This is a genomic window from Halorussus caseinilyticus (genome assembly GCF_029338395.1).
GTDB classification, from domain to species: domain Archaea; phylum Halobacteriota; class Halobacteria; order Halobacteriales; family Haladaptataceae; genus Halorussus; species Halorussus caseinilyticus.
The window spans coordinates 2492332-2510036 of sequence record NZ_CP119809.1 but is presented as its reverse complement, the minus strand read 5'-3'; the positions used below and the strand labels follow the sequence as shown (position 1 = coordinate 2510036).

General features: G+C 63.8%; 17 protein-coding genes and 1 pseudogene. 11 read left to right on the top strand and 7 right to left on the bottom strand.

Features of this window, described 5'->3' with window-relative positions; genetic code table 11:
- Nucleotides 1–168: 168 nt before the first annotated feature.
- Nucleotides 169–1065, top strand: a complete 897-nt coding sequence (map, locus tag P2T60_RS12700; protein ID WP_276279622.1) for a type II methionyl aminopeptidase — start codon at nucleotides 169–171, stop codon at nucleotides 1063–1065.
- Nucleotides 1066–1259: 194 nt separating this feature from the next.
- Here the strand turns inward: map and P2T60_RS12695 are convergent, their stop codons facing one another.
- The 3 genes from P2T60_RS12695 to P2T60_RS12685 form a co-directional block, all read right to left on the bottom strand.
- Entirely contained in the window at nucleotides 1260–1460 is a 201-nt protein-coding gene (locus P2T60_RS12695) for a DUF7835 family putative zinc beta-ribbon protein (protein ID WP_276279621.1), read from the bottom strand.
- Nucleotides 1461–1666: 206 nt separating this feature from the next.
- Nucleotides 1667–3268, bottom strand: coding sequence for a TrkH family potassium uptake protein (locus P2T60_RS12690; RefSeq protein ID WP_276279620.1), 1602 nt, complete (start codon nucleotides 3266–3268; stop codon nucleotides 1667–1669).
- Entirely contained in the window at nucleotides 3265–3945 is a 681-nt protein-coding gene (locus P2T60_RS12685) for a potassium channel family protein (RefSeq protein ID WP_276279619.1), read from the bottom strand. Before P2T60_RS12685 ends, P2T60_RS12690 begins: the two co-directional genes overlap by 4 nt.
- A 186-nt stretch (nucleotides 3946–4131) precedes the next feature.
- Here P2T60_RS12685 and P2T60_RS12680 point away from each other — a divergent pair, with 186 nt between their 5' ends.
- The 3 genes from P2T60_RS12680 to P2T60_RS12670 all read left to right on the top strand — a co-directional run bounded on the left by P2T60_RS12680 (nucleotide 4132) and on the right by P2T60_RS12670 (nucleotide 5849).
- A complete protein-coding gene (locus P2T60_RS12680) occupies nucleotides 4132–4668 on the top strand; it encodes an HIT family protein (protein ID WP_276279618.1) in 537 nt (178 codons plus the stop codon).
- 41 nt (nucleotides 4669–4709) lie between these two features.
- Nucleotides 4710–5636 (top strand): cation diffusion facilitator family transporter, encoded by a 927-nt coding sequence (locus P2T60_RS12675; RefSeq protein ID WP_276279617.1) that lies wholly within the window; start codon nucleotides 4710–4712, stop codon nucleotides 5634–5636.
- Nucleotides 5637–5714: 78 nt separating this feature from the next.
- Nucleotides 5715–5849 carry a DUF7503 family protein gene (locus tag P2T60_RS12670; RefSeq protein ID WP_276279616.1) on the top strand — a complete coding sequence of 45 codons (135 nt, stop codon included), beginning with the start codon at nucleotides 5715–5717 and terminating at the stop codon, nucleotides 5847–5849.
- 54 nt (nucleotides 5850–5903) lie between these two features.
- Here the strand turns inward: P2T60_RS12670 and P2T60_RS12665 are convergent, their stop codons facing one another.
- Complete coding sequence (locus P2T60_RS12665; protein WP_276279615.1) at nucleotides 5904–7154, bottom strand: tRNA (N(6)-L-threonylcarbamoyladenosine(37)-C(2))-methylthiotransferase; 1251 nt, start codon at nucleotides 7152–7154, stop codon at nucleotides 5904–5906.
- A gap of 92 nt (nucleotides 7155–7246) precedes the next feature.
- On the opposite strand from P2T60_RS12665, the gene P2T60_RS12660 reads away from it, so the two are divergent.
- The gene (locus tag P2T60_RS12660; protein ID WP_276279614.1) at nucleotides 7247–8251 is read left to right on the top strand and encodes a sodium:calcium antiporter; all 1005 of its coding nucleotides are present in this window, start codon (nucleotides 7247–7249) and stop codon (nucleotides 8249–8251) included.
- Between the two features lie 440 nt (nucleotides 8252–8691).
- Complete coding sequence (locus tag P2T60_RS12655; RefSeq protein ID WP_276279613.1) at nucleotides 8692–9462, top strand: mechanosensitive ion channel family protein; 771 nt, start codon at nucleotides 8692–8694, stop codon at nucleotides 9460–9462.
- A gap of 50 nt (nucleotides 9463–9512) precedes the next feature.
- Here the strand turns inward: P2T60_RS12655 and deoC are convergent, their stop codons facing one another.
- From deoC to tmk, 3 genes are all read right to left on the bottom strand, one after another.
- Nucleotides 9513–10154, bottom strand: a complete 642-nt coding sequence (gene deoC / locus P2T60_RS12650; protein WP_276279612.1) for a deoxyribose-phosphate aldolase — start codon at nucleotides 10152–10154, stop codon at nucleotides 9513–9515.
- A 688-nt stretch (nucleotides 10155–10842) separates the two neighbouring features.
- The gene (locus P2T60_RS12645; protein WP_276279611.1) at nucleotides 10843–11403 is read right to left on the bottom strand and encodes a hypothetical protein; all 561 of its coding nucleotides are present in this window, start codon (nucleotides 11401–11403) and stop codon (nucleotides 10843–10845) included.
- 31 nt (nucleotides 11404–11434) lie between these two features.
- Entirely contained in the window at nucleotides 11435–12061 is a 627-nt protein-coding gene (gene tmk, locus P2T60_RS12640) for a dTMP kinase (RefSeq protein WP_276279610.1), read from the bottom strand.
- Nucleotides 12062–12213: 152 nt separating this feature from the next.
- Between tmk and P2T60_RS12635 the strand changes: the two genes are divergently transcribed.
- The 5 genes and pseudogenes from P2T60_RS12635 to P2T60_RS12615 all read left to right on the top strand — a co-directional run bounded on the left by P2T60_RS12635 (nucleotide 12214) and on the right by P2T60_RS12615 (nucleotide 17703).
- Complete coding sequence (locus P2T60_RS12635) at nucleotides 12214–13101, top strand: complex I NDUFA9 subunit family protein (protein ID WP_276279609.1); 888 nt, start codon at nucleotides 12214–12216, stop codon at nucleotides 13099–13101.
- A gap of 268 nt (nucleotides 13102–13369) precedes the next feature.
- Complete coding sequence (locus P2T60_RS12630; RefSeq protein ID WP_276279608.1) at nucleotides 13370–14548, top strand: tubulin/FtsZ family protein; 1179 nt, start codon at nucleotides 13370–13372, stop codon at nucleotides 14546–14548.
- A complete protein-coding gene (locus P2T60_RS12625; protein ID WP_276279607.1) occupies nucleotides 14526–15317 on the top strand; it encodes a hypothetical protein in 792 nt (263 codons plus the stop codon). The genes P2T60_RS12630 and P2T60_RS12625 overlap by 23 nt, the downstream gene beginning before the upstream one ends.
- 337 nt (nucleotides 15318–15654) lie before the next feature.
- Nucleotides 15655–16357, top strand: a pseudogene (gene cofC / locus P2T60_RS12620) (2-phospho-L-lactate guanylyltransferase).
- A gap of 62 nt (nucleotides 16358–16419) precedes the next feature.
- Nucleotides 16420–17703, top strand: a complete 1284-nt coding sequence (locus P2T60_RS12615; protein WP_276279606.1) for an ATP-binding protein — start codon at nucleotides 16420–16422, stop codon at nucleotides 17701–17703.
- Nucleotides 17704–17705: the final 2 nt, after the last annotated feature.

The window sequence follows — 17705 nt, the reverse complement described above, 5'->3', positions numbered from 1 at the left end:
TTTGACGGGCTATTACTGCCGTTACCGCCGAATTATCTCTCGGGTACGACCGCCCTAACCGCTCGGTGATATGTAGTCGGTCAGAAAAGTGTGGCGAGTTACCAGCGACCAACCGGTGACTTCCCCCGAGACGCAAACTCTTTCCGGCGCTCAGGCCAACGTAGGGGCATGAGCGAAACCGAGGTGGACCTCGAAGCCGAGAAGTTCGAGAAGCATCGAGAGGCCGGTGAGATTCTCTCGCAGGTCCGCGAGGAGGCCGCAGACCGCGTCGAAGTCGGGACGCCCCAGTTGGAAGTCGCCGAGTACGCCGAGGAGCGCATCCGCGAACTCGGCGGCGAACCCGCCTTCCCCGTCAACATCAGCGTGGACGAGGAAGCGGCCCACGCGACTCCGAGCGCCGACGACGACACCGAGTTCGGCGAGGAGATGGTCAACCTCGACATCGGCGTCCACGTCGATGGCTGGATTGCCGACACCGCGATTACGGTGGACCTATCGGGCAACCCGGAACTACAGGAAGCCAGCGCGGAGGCGCTGGAGGCGGCGCTCGACGTGGTGGAACCCGGCGTCGAGACGGGCGAAATCGGCGCGGAAATCGAGTCGGTCATCGACGGCTACGGCTACAACCCCGTGGTCAACCTCACCGGCCACGGACTCGACCAGTACCAGCAACACGTCTCGCCGAACATTCCGAACCGCGCCGTCTCCCAAGGCGTCGAACTCGAAGTCGGCGACGTGGTGGCTATCGAACCGTTCGCCACCGACGGCACCGGGAAGGTCCACGAGGGCAACGACGAGGAGATTTTCGCGCTCGAACGCGAGGGGTCGGTCCGCGACCGGCAGGCCCGGAAAGCCCTCGAACAGATTACCGAGGAGTTCAAGACGCTCCCGTTCGCCACTCGGTGGTTGGACGTGGGTCGCGCGGGGATGGCCCTGCGCCGCCTGAAGATGAACAACGTCGTCCACGGCTACCCGGTTCTGAAGGAAGACGACGGCAACCTCGTCAGTCAGAAAGAACACACCCTCATCGTGACCGAGGACGGGTGTGAAGTGACGACGGAGTAGTTTAGACGGCGCGAGACGGGTCCCGAAGAAACAATTTTCAGTTACGGTGGACTCCAGTCGGTCGGAAACGTCCGGAAAAACGAAAAGTCGCTTCGCGCCGGACTCCGCGTCCGGCCCTTTCCCCAGATGTAGAGCGAACGACGGTGACGCATCCGTCGGAAACCTCCACCCCGCTACGCGGGGAGGTGGCGGCGTTACGCGTTGTTCATCCGCTGGCTAGATTCCTCGCCACAGATTTGACATTCCGTGACGCGGTACGGTTCCCGTGAGAACTCCGCGTTCTCTCGCTTTTGGCTTTCGGTCCGAATCTGGACGGAGACATCGTGTGGCGTCTCGCGCTGGCATTCGTCGCACGATTCGGTTATCGCTTGGAAGCTTTGGTTTTGTGTTGCCATCGTGACCTTCCTCTCACTCTCTCCTTGCGCTGATAGGAGCATAAAAACCCCAATCCGTTGGGGGGCGTTCGAACCGTTCATTCCGACGCCGTATTGCGATTCACCCGCTACGTGGGACGAGAATGGATGAAACAGTTTATAGACTCGTTAGCGGGAGTAATGAAACAAAAACTGGGTGCAACGGCCGGAGCTTTTATATACTTGTTTCAGGGGTCGAGACCGTAGAGGGCCGACCGGAGGAAGACCAGAATCGGGATGATTTCGAGTCGGCCTATCCACATGTTCAGCAGAAACATCGACTCGGCGACCACCGGCATCTCGGGTCCGGTGATGCCCGACGACAGACCGACGTTGCCCTGCGCGCTCGCCACCTCGAAGAGGGCGTCGGCGTAGGTGAACGACGGTCCCGCGACGTTCACGAGGACGAGACTGCTCACGAAGAGGATGATTAGCCAGAGCATGCTGACGATGGCCGCCTCGCTGAACTCCCGTTCCATTCCCTCGCGGTCGAGGAGTCGGTCGCCGATTTCGACGTTCACGACGGCCGACGAGGGGAGGAAAACCCGCGAGAACTGCCACGTGATGCCCTTCCCGATGGTGTAGCCCCGGATTATCTTGATGCCCCCGACGGTCGAACCCGCCGCCCCGCCGAGCGTCATGGCGAAACTGACGATGAGTTTCCCGCCCGCGCTCCACCGACCGATGGGCGCGGACTGGAATCCCGTGCAGGTGAGCGCGCTGACGAACTGGAACGTCGAGTCCCGGAAGGCGTCACCCCGCCCGAGGAAGGCGTCACCGAACTGCGGCGTCACCAAATTCTGGGCCGTGAGGGCGACGGCACCGAGACCGAAGAGGACGAACAGCCACTTCGTCTGCACGTCCTCGAAGAGCGCACGGGGGTCTCTCTCGGTCAGCATCAGGTAGTGGATGGGGAACGCGATTGCTCCGAGCGTCATGATTGGGAGCAGGACCGTCTCGACCAGCGTCGAGTCGTAGGAGGTGATGGAGTTGTCGGTGACGCTGAACCCGCCGGTCGAGAGACCCGTCATCGCGTGGTTGAGCGCGTGCCAGAACGCCGTCCCCGGCGAGAGCGGTTCGCTCAGGTAGATGGCGACGAACAGCGCCGCCACCGCGAAGGCGGTGTAGCCGACGAATATCTTCCAGACGGTCTGGACCGTGTGGACGATGCTCGGGTGGATGCGCTCCTCTCGGGTCTCGGCCTGATAGAGGGTGTAACTCCCGCTTCCGGGCCGAGCGAGGATGGCCGTCGTGAGGACGATGACGCCGACGCCGCCGACCCACTGGATGAGCGAGCGCCACCACTGAATCGCGTGGGGAAGCGAGGGTTCGTGGACCGCCATCGTGAGACCGCTCCCGGTCCACCCCGACATGCTCTCGAAGAAGGCGTGGAGCGGGTTCCGGAAGTACCGGAGACTCGACTGGCCGTACTCCGCTCCCGCCGGGACGAACGTCGCCATCACGTCCGGCGGGACGAGGTAGGCCGCGAAGACGAACGGGAGTGACCCGAACGCCGCCGTCGCAAACCACCCGCCTGCGGCGATGACCATCCCGTGTTTCATCTGGGGGTTCGGTGCCTCGGCGAACAGTTTCCGCGTGACCGCGCCGACCAGCGCGGTCACGCCGCCCGCGAGCAGGAACGCCAGCGCGACGTACAACTCGCGGAACACCCCCGCGACCGCGACGCTGAGCGCCATCAGTCCGGCCTGCATCAACACCAGCGCACCCACGTCTCGGAGGATAGTGGCGAGGTCCGCCGGGACGCCGCGGACGGTACGCCGTCGCGTCATGCCTCGTGGTCCTCGCGGTGGCCGAAGATGTCCGTTACGTCGGGTGTCGCGCCCGACTCCGAGAACACCGTCACGAGGTCGCCCACCCGGAGTTCGGTGTCGCCCCGCGGCGTGATGATGTCCTCGCCGCGTTCGATGGCGACCACGAGGACGCCGCCCCGAAACAGTCCCTCCTCGGCCGCCTGCGAGAGGGTCTTCCCGGCCACCGAAGCGCCCTCGGTGACGGTTATCTCGAACACTTCGGCCCGGTCGCCCACTCGCATGTAGTCTTTGATGGAGGGGCGTTTGACCGCCCGGTAGAGGTAGTCGGCGATGAGTCGCTGGGGGTTCTCCATGACGTTGACCCCGATTTGGCGGAAGAGGTTCATGTGTTCGGGGTTGTGGACGACCGAGACGATGGAGGGAATCTCCAGTTCCTTCCCGAGCAGACTCACCATGACGTTCGTCGCGTCGTGTTGGGTCGTGGCGATGAGGGCGTCTGCTCTGTCACCACCGGCCTCTTCCAAGGTGTCGAGAATCGTCGCGTCGTCGTTCAACACCAGCGCGTCGAACTTCGAGGCGGCGGCTTCGGCCCTCGCGGGGTCTTTCTCCACGACCACCACGTCGTTCTCGTTCTGGGTCGCGATTTCGATGAGTTGCGAGCCAATATCGCCCGCACCGACGATGACGAGATACATTCGTGTAACTCCTGAAAGGGCGAACGCTTGAAAAGATGTCTGTCTCTTCGCGTCGTCTCGCGCGGAGAAATCGGTCTCCGAGACCTCTCGGCCGGACGTTCCCGGCGTACCGAGGTCGGCGGGCGATTCGCCCACCGACCGAGACGAACCGGGGAACGCAAAACCCTCTCTCCCCAACCAGAGGGCATGGAGCAAATCTTCGCACCGTGGCGCATCGAGTGGGTCGAACGAGACGGCGACGAAGACGAAATAGAGGGGTGCGTCTTCTGCGAACTCCCCGACCGGGACGACGACCGGGAGAACCTCGTGGTGGCCCGGAGCGACCACGCGTTCGTGCTGTTCAACAACTACCCCTACAACCCCGGCCACGCGATGGTCATCCCCCGCGAACACACCGGCGACTACCGGGACCTCTCGGAGGGGACCCTCCTCGACCACGCCCGCCTCAAACAGCGGACCTTCGACGCCCTCGAAACCGCGCTCTCGCCCGACGGCTTCAACGCCGGTCTCAACCTCGGACAGGGCGCTGGCGGGTCGATAGACGACCACCTCCACACCCACGTCGTCCCGCGGTGGGAGGGCGACACCAACTTCATGCCGGTCGTCTCCGACACGAAGGTCGTCGTGGAGGCGATAGACGAGACCTACGACCGGGTGCGCGAGGCCTTCGCCGAACAGGAGGGCACTGACGGGTCGGGCGACGGGGCGGTTCGCATCGAGTAGAGAACGACACTACCTTGCTTCGGGAGTACGAAAGGCGACCGATGAGCCAACGGACCGTCCGTCGCGTGGGTGCCGTCATCTTGGCGGCCAACGTGCTGTTGGTCGTCGCCAAGGGCGGCGTCTGGTGGGCGACCGGCAGTCTCGCGGTCGGGTCAGAAGCGGTCAACAGCCTCGCCGACTCCGCCTACAGCGTGGTCATCCTCGCGGGTCTCTACCTGACGACCCGTCCGCCGGACTTCAGCCACCCCCACGGCCACGAACGCATCGAACCGTTCGTCTCGCTGTTCATCGCCGTGGGCGTGTTCGCGGCGGGCGGGGCGGTCCTCTGGCGAGCGACCACTTCCGTCCTCTCGGGCGAGTTCGGGGCCGGGGGAACTTCTCTCGCCGCGGTGGGCGTGCTTGTCGGAACCGCCGCCGTCAAGTTCGGCCTGTATCGGTACTGTCTGCGCGCCGCCGAGCAGACGAGTTCCCCGGCGCTGACGGCGACGGCGCTGGACAACCGCAACGACATCTTGACCGCGGGGGCGGCGCTGGTCGGCGTCCTCGGGTCCGGTCTCGGACTGCCGGTGTTAGACCCTCTCGCGGCGGGCGTCGTCTCGGTCGGTATCCTCTACACCGGGTACGAAATCGTCCAAGATAACGTGGACTACCTCGTCGGGAGCGCACCGCCCGAGGTCCTCCGTGCCGAAATCGTCCGGCGGGCGCTGACCCACCCCGACGTTGAGGGTGCCCACGACGTAATCGCCCACTACGTCGGGCCGGAAATCGACGTGAGCCTCCACATCGAAGTCGAGGGCGACCGCACTCTCTTCGAGGCCCACGACATCGAGACCGACATCGTGCAGTCCATCCGCGAGTTGGACGAGGTAGACGACGTGTTCGTCCACGTGGACCCGAAGGAACTCGGCGAGTGGAAAGACGACGAGACGATAGACGAACTGGTGGACGAGGAACCGGCCCGGAAGTGACCGTCCGACCCCGCCCCACGGTTACTTATCTAAATTTTAGAAAGATATAACAAACTAGACCGGTGAATTTCTGACGTAATGTCCGAAAAATCAGCCCTTCGGCAGTGGATTTCGAATCGCCCGCGAGCCGTCACCGCCCTGTGGTCGCTGATTCTGCTCTGGACGACGGTCGCCCCGGCGCTCGCTTCGGGCGGCGCGACCAGCGGTCCCTAACTTCGACGCTTCCCCTTTTTCGCGCACTCGCAGTCGGCCTGCCCGACTACGTTCTCAGACTGGTTCCCCGAAGGCGTACACCGTGCTGTGGCCGGTAATCTCTACGTCCACGAAGTCGCCGACTTCGACGCCACGGTCGGGCGCGTTCTGGACAATCACCTGTCGGTAGGCCTCGTCGTAGCACTTCACGGAGTCGCCGGTGCCCTCCTCGACGACGAGGACTTCGTGAGTCTCGCCCACCATCGAGTCGTAGGCGTCGGCCACCACGTCCATCTTCAGGTCGGTCATCGCCTTCGAGCGGTCCTTCTTGACCTGTCCGCCGAGTCCCTTCATGTCGGCGGCGTCGGTGCCGGGTCGTTTCGAGAACCGGGTGACGTTGATTTTCTCCGGGCGAGTCTCGCCCAACAGCGCCATGCTCCGGGCGTGGTCCTCCTCGGTCTCGGTCGGGAAACCGACGATGAAGTCGGTCGAGAGCGTCCAGTAGTCCAGATACTCGTCGAACGTCTCCACGATTTCGACGTACTCGGAGACCTGATGCTGGCGGCGCATGTCGCCCAACACGTCGTCGGACCCCGACTGGACCGGCGCGTGGATGAAGTTGTACAACTTCTCGTTCTCGGCGAACACCTCGGCCAACTCCTCGCGGATGCCGTGGACGCCCTTCGGGTTCGCCATCCCGACCCGAACCCGGAAGTCGCCCTCGATGTCGCAGATGCGGTCGAGCAGTTCGTGGAGTTTGCGCTCGCCGTCGTCCCACCCGTAGACGCCGGTGTCTTGGCCGGTAATCCGTATCTCCTTCGCGCCCGCGTGGACCAGCGCGCGGGCCTTCTCGACGTTTTCTTCGACGGGCGGCGAGTCTATCTTGCCGGTCGCCTGCTTGGTGATGCAGTACGAACAGTCGGACATGCACCCGCGGGCGATGGGGAGGATGCCGATAACGCCGTCCAACACCGGGTCGGCGTCGGGCGTCGTCGTCGGACACTCGCCGTTCGTGACCGCTTCGGGCACCTCCTCCCAGTGGAGTACGTCGGCGTCCACCTCGGCCTGTTGGAACTGCTCGCCCTGTGCGAGGGCCATACAGCCAGTCACGATGAGGTCTGCGGTCTCGGCTTCGAGTTCCTCGGCCCGCCGGAGCATGTTGCGTTCGGTCTTCTCGACCACCGTGCAGGTGTTGAGGATAGCCACGTCCGCCTCGTCGGGTCCCTCGACGCGGTGGTGGCCCGCGTCCCGTAGCCGCCGCTCTATCTGGCGGCTCTCGCCCCGGTTCGACGTGCAACCGTAGGTTTCGATGTGATACCGGGCCATTCGCTGGCAGTTCGTTTCGGCTACGCGGGCAAAAGCGCGACGAATCTTCCCGACCCCCAACCGACTTGTCCCCCCGCGTTCAGGTCTTTGCTGTGTCGCTCGCGCTGTCGCTCGTCGTCGCGGCCGTCTCGACTGCAATCATCTGGAAGGGGAGCATCTGGCTCGAAGACGCCGCCGAGAAATTGGCGGCCTACTACGGCCTGCCCGCCATCGTGCAGGGGGCGGTGGTCGCCGCCGTCGGGTCCAGTTTCCCGGAGTTGTCGAGTACCGTTATCGCCACCGTCGTTCACGGCGACTTCGAACTCGGAGCGGCGGCCATCGTCGGGTCGGCGGTGTTCAACATCCTCGTCATCCCGGCCGTCTCGACGCTGGCCGGTACCGAGAACCTCGAAGCCGACCGAGCGGTCGTGTTCAAGGAGACCCAGTTTTACATGGTCGCGGTAGCGGCCACGCTGGTCGTCTTCTCGTTCGCGGTCATCTACTTCCCCGCGTCCGCCGGGTCGCTGACCGGGACGCTGACCCGGCCGCTCGCCCTGCTTCTGGTCGCGCTCTACGGACTCTACATCTTCATCCAGTATCTCGACACGCGCGACTTGCGCGAGGCGCGAACCACCGACGCAAACCCGGCGCGACTCTGGGGGACGCTGGCGGTGAGCCTCGTCGTCATCGTCGTGGGCGTCGAGGGACTCGTGGGGGCCGTCCTCGACTTCGAGGAGATACTGGGCATCCCGAGTTTCTTCTGGGGGCTGACCGTCGTCGCAATCGTCACCAGCCTCCCCGATACGTTCGTCAGCGTGCGCTCCTCGCAGAAGGGCGAGGGCGTGACGAGTCTCGCCAACGTCCTCGGGAGCAACGTCTTCGACCTGCTCGTGGCGCTCCCCGCGGGCGTGTTGGTCGCGGGCGCGACCACGGTGAACTTCGGGGTGGCCGTCCCGATGATGGCCGCTCTCGTCGCGGCGACGGTGCTGTTTTTCGCGCTGGCTCGGACCGACCTCGAACTCACGAGCGGGGAAGCCTACGCGCTGTTGGCCTCGTACGGGATTTTCGTCGGGTGGCTCCTGCTGGAGACTGCGGGCGTGACCGGTCTGGTGGGGTAGTCCCGACCGATTCTCTTCGGACTCGGCGGCGAGTAGAAAACGCCCGTTTCATCTCCTTCGCTCGGGACACGTTCGCCGCCGAGTCGTCGGGTCGCCGACGCTGGCCGACGTAACCCCGACAGCTTCCGGAAATCCGAGGAATGAGTCCGAGTCGATGGCGCTCGGTCGGCCGCTGGCCCGTTGACCGGTTCGGCGGACGGCGCGCTCGCTCTGTCGGGTTTTTTCCGCTGAGCTATCAGTTACGTGTCCGTTTCGTCCCGTTTCATCCCCTGTTTCTCCCCGCTCGCGCGACCGTTCTAGATTCCTACACGGCCGCGTATTTTGCATGTTCGGGCTCTGAAAACCGAGCCGACGCGGTGAGACGCCCCGGCCGGTATGCGGCCAAGAACAAACTACGACCACCACCTGCTATCTTCTGCCGGTCTACCCGGCGAGAAACCATGAACGCACCATACGTACTACTGCAAGCGGACGGCGGAGAACTGTTCGGAAACCTTCCGGAGTGGCTCGGTAACGCCCTCTCGGAAATCGTGGCCGCGCTTCCGCGACTCGTCGGCGCTATTATCATCCTGCTCATCGGGTGGGTTGTCGGCAAGGCCCTCGGGCGAGTCGTCTCCGGCGTGGCCGACAAAGCGGGACTCGACCGGAGCGCGCGCGACACCCCGCTCGGTCGGATGATGGGCGACTCACGGGACGCCCTGTCGAACTTCCTCGGGTCGGTGACCGCGTGGTTCGTCTACGCGCTGGCAATCCTCGCGGCCGCGAACACGCTCGCTATCCCTATCCTCTCGGAGTGGATAGCGACGGCGGTGTCGTATTTCCCGGCGTTCATCGCCGGACTGGTGGTCATCATCGGCGGGTTCATCGTCGCCGACTTCATCGGTGACGCCATCACCCGGACCCGCGCGGCGGCCCAATCGGCGTACACCCAGTACTTCGCCACGGGCGTCCGGATGTTCCTCTACTTCACCGCGGTCGTCATCGGTCTCGACACGATGGGTATCGACGTGGAACTGCTGTACATCTTCGCGCAGGCGCTGGCGTGGGGTCTCGCGGCGGGTCTCGCGCTTGCCATCGGCGTCGGATTCGGGTGGGGGAGCAAAGACTACATCGCCAACAACATGAACCGCTGGGCGGGCACCGCCCGGAGTAGCGCGTCGAGCATGTCGTCGCAGGAACAGAGCCAAGGGTCGCCGGGCGACGACGACTGAGAACGTCGCTCTCGCGCCGACCGTCCCCGCTTCCGGGTCGTACCGACGACTCAGTAGTTCCGTCGGAAGTCCTCGACGATTTCGACGCCCGAACTCGCGCCGATGCGCTCGGCCCCGGCGTCGAGCATCGCCTTCGCCTGCTCGTAGTTACCGACGCCGCCGCTGGCTTTGACCGGCAGGTACTCGCTCATCAGTTCCACGTCCTCGACCTTCGCGCCGCCGTCGGCGAACCCGGTGGAGGTCTTGACGAACGCGGCGTCGGCCTCCTCCGCGGCCTCGCACGCCCGGCGCTTCTCGTCGTCGGTGAGCAGGGCCGTCTCGATGATGACCTTCACCGGGACGGGGACGGCGGCGACGACTTCTTCGATGTCCGCGCGGACGGTCTCGTCGTCTCCGGCCTTCAGACGGCCGATATTTATCACCATGTCCAACTCGTCCGCGCCGTCCTCGTAGGCGACGACGGCCTCCTCGCGCTTGGCCGCCGTCGCGTGCTGGCCGTGGGGGAACCCGACGACGGTGGCGAGGGTGACTTCGGGGGCGTGTTCGGCGGCCTCGGCGACGTAGCACGGCGGGATGCAGGCGTTCATGCCGTACTCGTCGGCCTCGTCGAGGACGCGCTTCACGTCGTCGAGGGTCGTCTCCGGTCCGAGGACGGTGTGGTCGATTGCGGCGGCGAGTTCGCTGTCGTTCATGTTCGGACGTGACACGTCGCGCCGGTAAAAAGGCGATTATCCGCGGTATCGCCGTGGCCTTTCGAGCGGTGTGCGTTCGGGAGGTTTCTGTACGATTCTTTCAGCATTATCTATATATGTTTAGGAATTGTGTGTCTTGCTCTACCCGTTCCACCGCCACGGCACGCGCTCGGTGGAACTCTCCACGAGGACGCTCGGCCGACCAACCGCCACGGGTGGATAAAGGGGCCGCGCGCTCGGCGAACCCCGGCGACGGAAGGACCGCAGGGAGGAGCGCAGTGACGACCGAGGACCGCACCGAGCCGCGGGAGCCGAGCGCGCGGGGGCTTTCTAAACGGTCTTCTCTGTAGCGTTCTCGGCGGCTCGCTGGACGTGGAGAGGAGGTGAGTGAGTCGGTAGACGTGGAGAGGAAGTGAGTAAATCGGTGGACGTGGAGAGGAGGTGAGTGAGTCGGTGGACGTACAGAAGAAGCTAGCTTCAGGCTTGAACCAATCATACCGCACAGCACTGCACCGCTACCGCGGGCCACGTCCTCCCCAACCGACTCCCTCACTCCCTCCGGTCGTTCGGTCGTCCCTCGCGCGGTCTGGCGCGACACGAGGTCGCGCCAGCGCGCGCCGGGCGGTCCTTTCCAGTATCGCGGGACTCTTCTGGTGAGTATCGTCCGATTACGCTTCCCCGCCCCACGCTACTCCGAGACCAGAATCCGGGCGAGAACCAGTAGCGTCAGCGTCGGGGCCACCGACAGCACCCCGACCCCGCCGAGAATCGCGAGCAACTCCCACGCGTAGAGCAGGCCGGGACCGCCGACGAGGACCACCGAGAGCAGGACCCCGGCGACGGCGCGGACCCACGCCAGCGTCTTCGGTCCGGCGAACGCGACTGTGAGCGCGTCCAGCGCGTCCGCGAGGGCGACGGCGACGATGACCCACGAGACCCGAATCCGGGTCGGCCGGGAGACCTTCTCGGGCGGGTCCGGAACCGGGAAGACGAGTCGAATCCGCTCGGGGAGTCGCACGTCGGGGAGCAGAATCGGCGGGAGCGAGAGGTCGAGACCGCCGCCGTCGCGGTCCTCGCGTAGGGCGCGAGCGTTCGCACGCTCGCGTTCGCTCGCTCGCGTCGCACTCTCGGGCGCGCTGTGCTCGCCTGCGCTCTCGCTCTCGCGCGCGTCGCTCGCGTGCGCGGCACGTTCGCGGGACCCCGACCGCCCGGCGTCGTCCTCGCCTCGACCGGCGTCCTCGTCGGTCATGCGTCGGTGTACGTGGCCGTCACCCAAAGACCTACTCGTCGGCCCCGTCGCGTTCGCCTCCGTCACGCTCGGTCCGGTCGTCCAGCAGTCGCTCGACCGCTTCCACCGCCGAGTCGATGACCGCCTCGGGCGACCGGGTGGCGTCGATGCGGACGAACCGCTCGGGTTCGGCGCTGAGGAGTCGCTCGTAGTTCGACTGGACCTGACTCAGGAACGCCGCCTGCTCGAACTTGTTGGTCGCGCCGCTCCGGGCCGCGCCCGTCTCCGGGTCTACGTCGAAGTAGAGCGTCGCGTCCGGCGGCCGAGTCCACGGTTGGTGGACTCCGCGGATGTACTCCAGCGGTCGCTTGACCCGCCCCTCGATGCTGACCGCCTGATACGCGTACCGCGAGTCCGAGTAGCGGTCCGAGACGACGACCTTTCCGTCTGCGAGCGCAGGCCGGACCGTCCCCGAGAGGTGGGCGGCGTGGTCGGCGGTGAAGAGGAACAACTCGGCGAGCGGGTCGGTGTCGTCGTCCTCCATAGAGCGATTCACCGCCTCGCCGTACCACGTCTCGGTGGGTTCGCGGGTGAAGACGAACTCGGGGAACTCCTCGCGCAGGACCTCCCAGACGGTCGTCTTGCCGCTCCCGTCGAGACCCTCCAAGGTGATGAGCATACTCGGAGGTGGTCTCGGCGCGGTATTAAGACCGGCGAGTCGTCGCGGACCGGTCCGCGACGACTCGCTCACCGGCCGTCGGGCGGCGAATCACTTCCGGAAACGCCCGACGCGGCAGTTAGTTTTACTTTTCGTCGGTACGTATTCCGAACATGAACATTCTCGTCGTCGGAGGAACCGGCTTCATCGGCACGAACCTCGTCGCCGAACTGGTAGAGCGAGGGCACGACGTGACGGCGTTGGCACGCGACCCCGACGAGGCCGACTTCCCCGCGGGCGTCGAACGCGCGCGAGGGGACGTGACCGCCTACGACTCCATCGAAGGCGCGTTCGAGGACCAAGACGTGGCAATCAACCTCGTCGCGCTTTCGCCGCTGTTCAAGCCCTCCGGCGGGAAGTCCCACACCAAAGTCCACCTCGGCGGGACGAAGAACGTGGTCGAGGCCGCCGAGGACCACGGCGTCCGGAAACTCGTCCAGATGAGCGCGCTCGGTGCCGACTCGAACGGCCCGACCGAGTATCTCCGCTCGAAGGGGCAGGCCGAGGAAGTCGTCCGAGACTCGGAGTTGGCCTACACCATCTTCCGGCCCTCGGTCGTCTTCGGCGAGGGCGGCGAGTTCGTCTCGTTCACGAAGACGCTCACGACGCCCTACGTCACGGCCCTGCCGGGCGGCGGACGCTCGCGCTTCCAACCGATTTGGGTCGGGGACCTCGCGCCGATGCTCGCCGAGGGCGTCGAGGAGGACCACGACGGCGAGACGTACGAAATCGGCGGCCCGGAGGTGTTGACGCTGGCCGACGTTGCCCGCCTCGCCTACCGCGCGGACGGCAAGTCGGTGACGGTCCTCCCCCTGCCGATGGCGCTCGCGCGAGTCGGACTGGCCGCGGCCGACCCGGTACCGTTCGTCCCGTTCGGCAACGACCAGTACCGGTCGCTCGAAGTGGACAACGTGGTCGCCCACAACGACATCGACGCGTTCGGCGTCGCAGAGACCGATTTGACCACTCTCTCGGGGTATCTCGAACTCCCGAGCCGGTAGTCTCGGCGGGCGGTCGGCAAAACCCTCGTCTGACGGCCGTCGGACGCGTGTCCGATGCCGTTCGACTACCAGCAGGTGGACATCTCTGCGCGGCTATAAACTTAAAAGGACATGTTCGGGAACTGGTGGTGGTTCGCGCGACCGGTAAACGTCCGATTATCGTGGTTCGATTCGGTGTAACGCGCCGTTTCCGGATTCCGTGGGACGGACCAAAAGGATTATCACCCCTTCGTGGTTGTATTTCTCCCAACGGAGTACGGTCCGGAAAATGAAGCTCGCAATGATTGGTTTCGGGCAGGCCGGTGGGAAAATCGTGGACAAGTTCCTGGAATACGACCAGCGAACTGGAAGCGACATCGTCCGGTCGGCAGTCGCGGTTAACTCCGCGAAGGCCGACCTGATGGGACTCGACGAGGTTCCCCAGGACAATCGAGTCCTCATCGGTCAATCCCGAGTAAAGGGACACGGAGTCGGCGCGGACAACGAACTCGGCGCGGAAATCGCCGAGGAGGACATCGACGAGATTCAGGGAGCTATCGACAACATCCCTGTCCACGAAGTCGATGCGTTCCTCATCGTCGCGGGGATGGGTGGTGGCACCGGTTCTGGCGGTGCCCCGGTTCTCGCAAAGCACCTCAAACGAATTTACACCGAACCGGTGTACGGTCTCGGTATCCTGCCCGGTAGCGACGAGGGGGGTATCTACACGCTGAACGCCGCGCGGTCGTTCCAGACGTTCGTCCGCGAGGTTGACAACCTCATGGTGTTCGACAACGACGCGTGGCGACAGTCTGGCGAATCCATCGAGAGCGGTTACGCCGAAATCAACGAGGAAATCGTCCGACGGTTCGGCATCCTCTTCGGCGCGGGCGAAGTCGGCGGCGACGACGAAGTGGCCGAGAGCGTCGTGGACTCCAGCGAGATTATCAACACGCTCGCTGGCGGGGGCGTCTCTACCATCGGCTACGCCGCCGAGGAAGTCGAGAACAGCAGTTCCTCGAACGGCCTGCTCTCGCGGTTCACCGGGAGCGACGAGAACCAACCCGACAGCGCCAACACGACCAACCGCATCACCAGCCTCGTCCGGAAGGCGGCACTCGGGCGACTCACCCTGCCCTGCGAAATCGAGGGCACCGAGCGCGCCCTCCTCGTGTTGAGCGGCCCGCCTCAGCACCTCAACCGGAAGGGAATAGAGCGCGGTCGGAAGTGGCTCGAAGAGCAGACCGGTTCGATGGAAGTCCGCGGTGGCGACTACCCGGTGGTCGATTCCCAGTACGTCGCCAGCGTCGTCCTCCTGTCGGGCGTCAACAACGTCCCGCGAATCAAGGAGCTACAGGAAGTCGCAATCGAGGCACAGGACAACATCGACGAGATTCAGCAGGAGAGCGAAGAGAACTTGGAAGAACTAGTGGAGGACGACGATGATGAACTCGAACCGTTGTTCTAAACTGCTGACGCTGTTGCTCGCGGCCACGCTGGTCGTCTCGGCGGTCGGTCCCGCCGCGGCGATGTCGGCGTCGGCGAGCGGCGCGCCCAGCGAGGCGAAGGTCGGGTCGGACGTGACGACCACGTTCACCATCGAGAAACCGTTCAGCGAGTACGACTCGTGGACGCTCAACGGGACGACCCACCTGACGGACGTGACGTGGACGGTCAAACTCTACGACCAAGGCGGCGACAAGATAGACCAGAAGTCCTACGACGGTCAGTCGTTCGACCACGCGCTGGACAAGAGCGACGCCTACGAGGTCGAGGTGAAAATCGAGGGGACGGTCCCCGAGGTGACGAACTTCACCTACGACCCGGCCCAGAGCCTCCTGCTCGCCGAACTGAGTCAGGTCCGGCAGGGCGGGAGTAGCGAGACCATCGCCGACCCGTGGACGTTCCGGCCCTACACCGAGGAGAGCGACGAGGCACGGTCGGCTATCGAGGACGCCGAAGACACCATCGCCGACGCGAAAGACAGCGGTGCGGGCGTCTCGGACGCCGAGAGTACGCTCTCGGACGCCGTGTCCGCGTTCGACGGCGAGAACTTCGGACTGGCGAGCGACCTCGCCGGGAAAGCGGCCGACAGCGCGGATTCGGCCCAGCAGTCGAACGAGCAGACCCAGATGCTCCTCTACGGCGGCGCTGGACTGCTCGCACTGCTCGTCGTCGTCGGCGGCGCGCTCTGGTATCGCTCGCAGAATCAGGACGACTACGACAAACTCCGCTAGACGCGGACTCGGTTCCGGACCGATTTCGGGAGATTTCGGGAGTCCGCCGCGCGGGGCGCGGCGAACCCGGCGGACGGTCACGTTGTGTCCGTCCGCCGACGAATACGGACGCCGAGAAACACGGCGCGTGGACATTTTTGTATTGCTCTCAAGAAGAGATACAATTTCTTTAGCAATATAATTCGTTGCGAAAGACGGTGTTTTCTCTTCCGGTTCCCGCGGTTGCTGTGCCGTCGCGTGGCGAGCGGCCGAGACTCGAAGTTGAACCAGCGACCGTACCGTGGTTACCACCGTCATTCCGTAGCCTCTTAAGGCAGGCCGAGCGACTTCCGAAGAGATGCGAGTCGTCGTTCCGTACGCCGCGACCGAACCGAAGACCCGGTTAGCCGACGTGCTGTCGCCCGACGAACGCGCGGCGTTCGCCGAGGCGATGCTGGCCGACGTGCTGGCCGCGGTGCGGGCGACCGGCCGGGACCCCGAGGTGCTGGCGACTGCGCCGGTTGAGACCGACGCGCCGGTGACGGTGGACGACCGACCGCTGACCGAGGCCGTGAACGCGGTCCTCGCGGGGACCGACGGCCCGGTCGCGGTGGTGATGGCCGACCTCGCGCTGGCGACCCCGCCGCGCTCGAACGATTGTTCGAGCGCGGCGAACGGGACGACGGACGAGGGAGCGACGAGTCGGCGGCCGTCGGCGAAGTCGCCATCGCGCCGGGACGCGGCGGCGGGACGAACGCGCTCGTCGTGCGCCACCCCGAGTTTCGGGTGGACTACCACGGCACGTCGTTTCTGGACCACCTGACCGCCGCCCGCGAGGTGGGTGCCGAGGTGCGAGTGGTGGATTCGCACCGACTGGCGACCGACGTGGACGAGCGCGCGGACCTCGCGGAGGTGCTGATTCACGGGGGAGCGAGGCGCGAAGCGCCTCGGACGCGCGAGCGGTGGAACCGCGAGCGACGGGAGCGTCGTTCGAGTGGTTGCGCGCGGCCGGATTCGAGTTGGCCAGCGACGAGAGTCGGGTGGGCGTGGTTCGGGAGTAGGGATTGGGAGAAGGCGACGGTTTTTATGTCATGACGGGCAACTTGGAGGTGAGCGACTACCGATGACGGAACTCGAACACGTCGAGATTGAGGGGTTCAAAGGGTTGGAGTACGTCGAGTTCGAGCCTACCGACATTAACTTGATTACTGGCAGGAACAATACTGGGAAGACTTCTCTTTTGGAAGCGGTGGATTTGCTTTTCGAACCGGTGAATCTTCAAGAGTTCGACGACAATCTCGATTCAGTAATCAATACGAAATTCGATTCTGCTGAAATTTCCGGTGAAAGTGATTCAGCGAGTTTTGAAGCCAATATTAGAAAGCCGTCGCTATCAGAAGCAGAGAATTTATTTTTTGAGATTGCTTCCAACACCGGAGGATTTCAGATGAGTCTTGCGCAGTTCACTACTGACGAGAAGTCAGAAGTCCCCTCTGAAGAAAAAGCAGATGCTCCGAGGCAAATATACGAGAATATACGGAACTCGTTGGTGGATGCAATAAGAGAGAAACTAGTTAGGGAGCCAACTGAAGGACTTCGGGACGAGATTTTGATACTTTCTACTGCGGATAGAGAGTATCCCTGCTTTTTGAGTGGAAAAAGAAGCACCACTCTTATAAGAGATATTTTAGAAGACGTGGTAGACGAGTTCCGCGGAAGCGAGAAAATTGACAATCTAGGTTTCTACCATAATCAGCGAGGTCCAAGGGGATACTTCGAATTTTCTTCCAGAAGAGTGGAACTCGGACTTCCACCCCGAAATACATTCGTAGAACGACCAACTCCCACCAATTTGACCACATTCATCAAATCGACCGCTACAACTGATGATATTAAACGAACCGACGACAATCAAGAATCAGTCAAAATAGACGACATCGGTGACTTCATTCAGGAGAGAGACATCGTGGACAACCTGAAATCCTTCAGTTTGGACACCCTGATTTTCGAGACCGAAGACGGTGAGAAAGAACCCATACCCTTCGACTTCATGGGCGACGGCTTCAAAGCAATAGTCGGCCTCCTGTGGGAACTCATGGACGACGACGTAGAGAACCAAATCGTCCTCATCGAGGAACCCGAGAACCACATGCACCCCGGATACGTCCTCAAACTCGTCCACTTCCTCATCGACCTCGCGCGCGACGAGAACGTCCAGTTCTTCATCACGACGCACGACCACGACTTTATCAAAGACTTCTTCGCCGACATGCCCGACGAGAAGCGCGACTACCTCGAAGACGAGTTCTCGCTCGTCAAGATGGACGACTTCGGGGCGGAAGTGCTGGACTACGAGACTGCCGAACACGACCTCAAGGACTTGCATCTCGACCTTCGAGGGATTTAGCT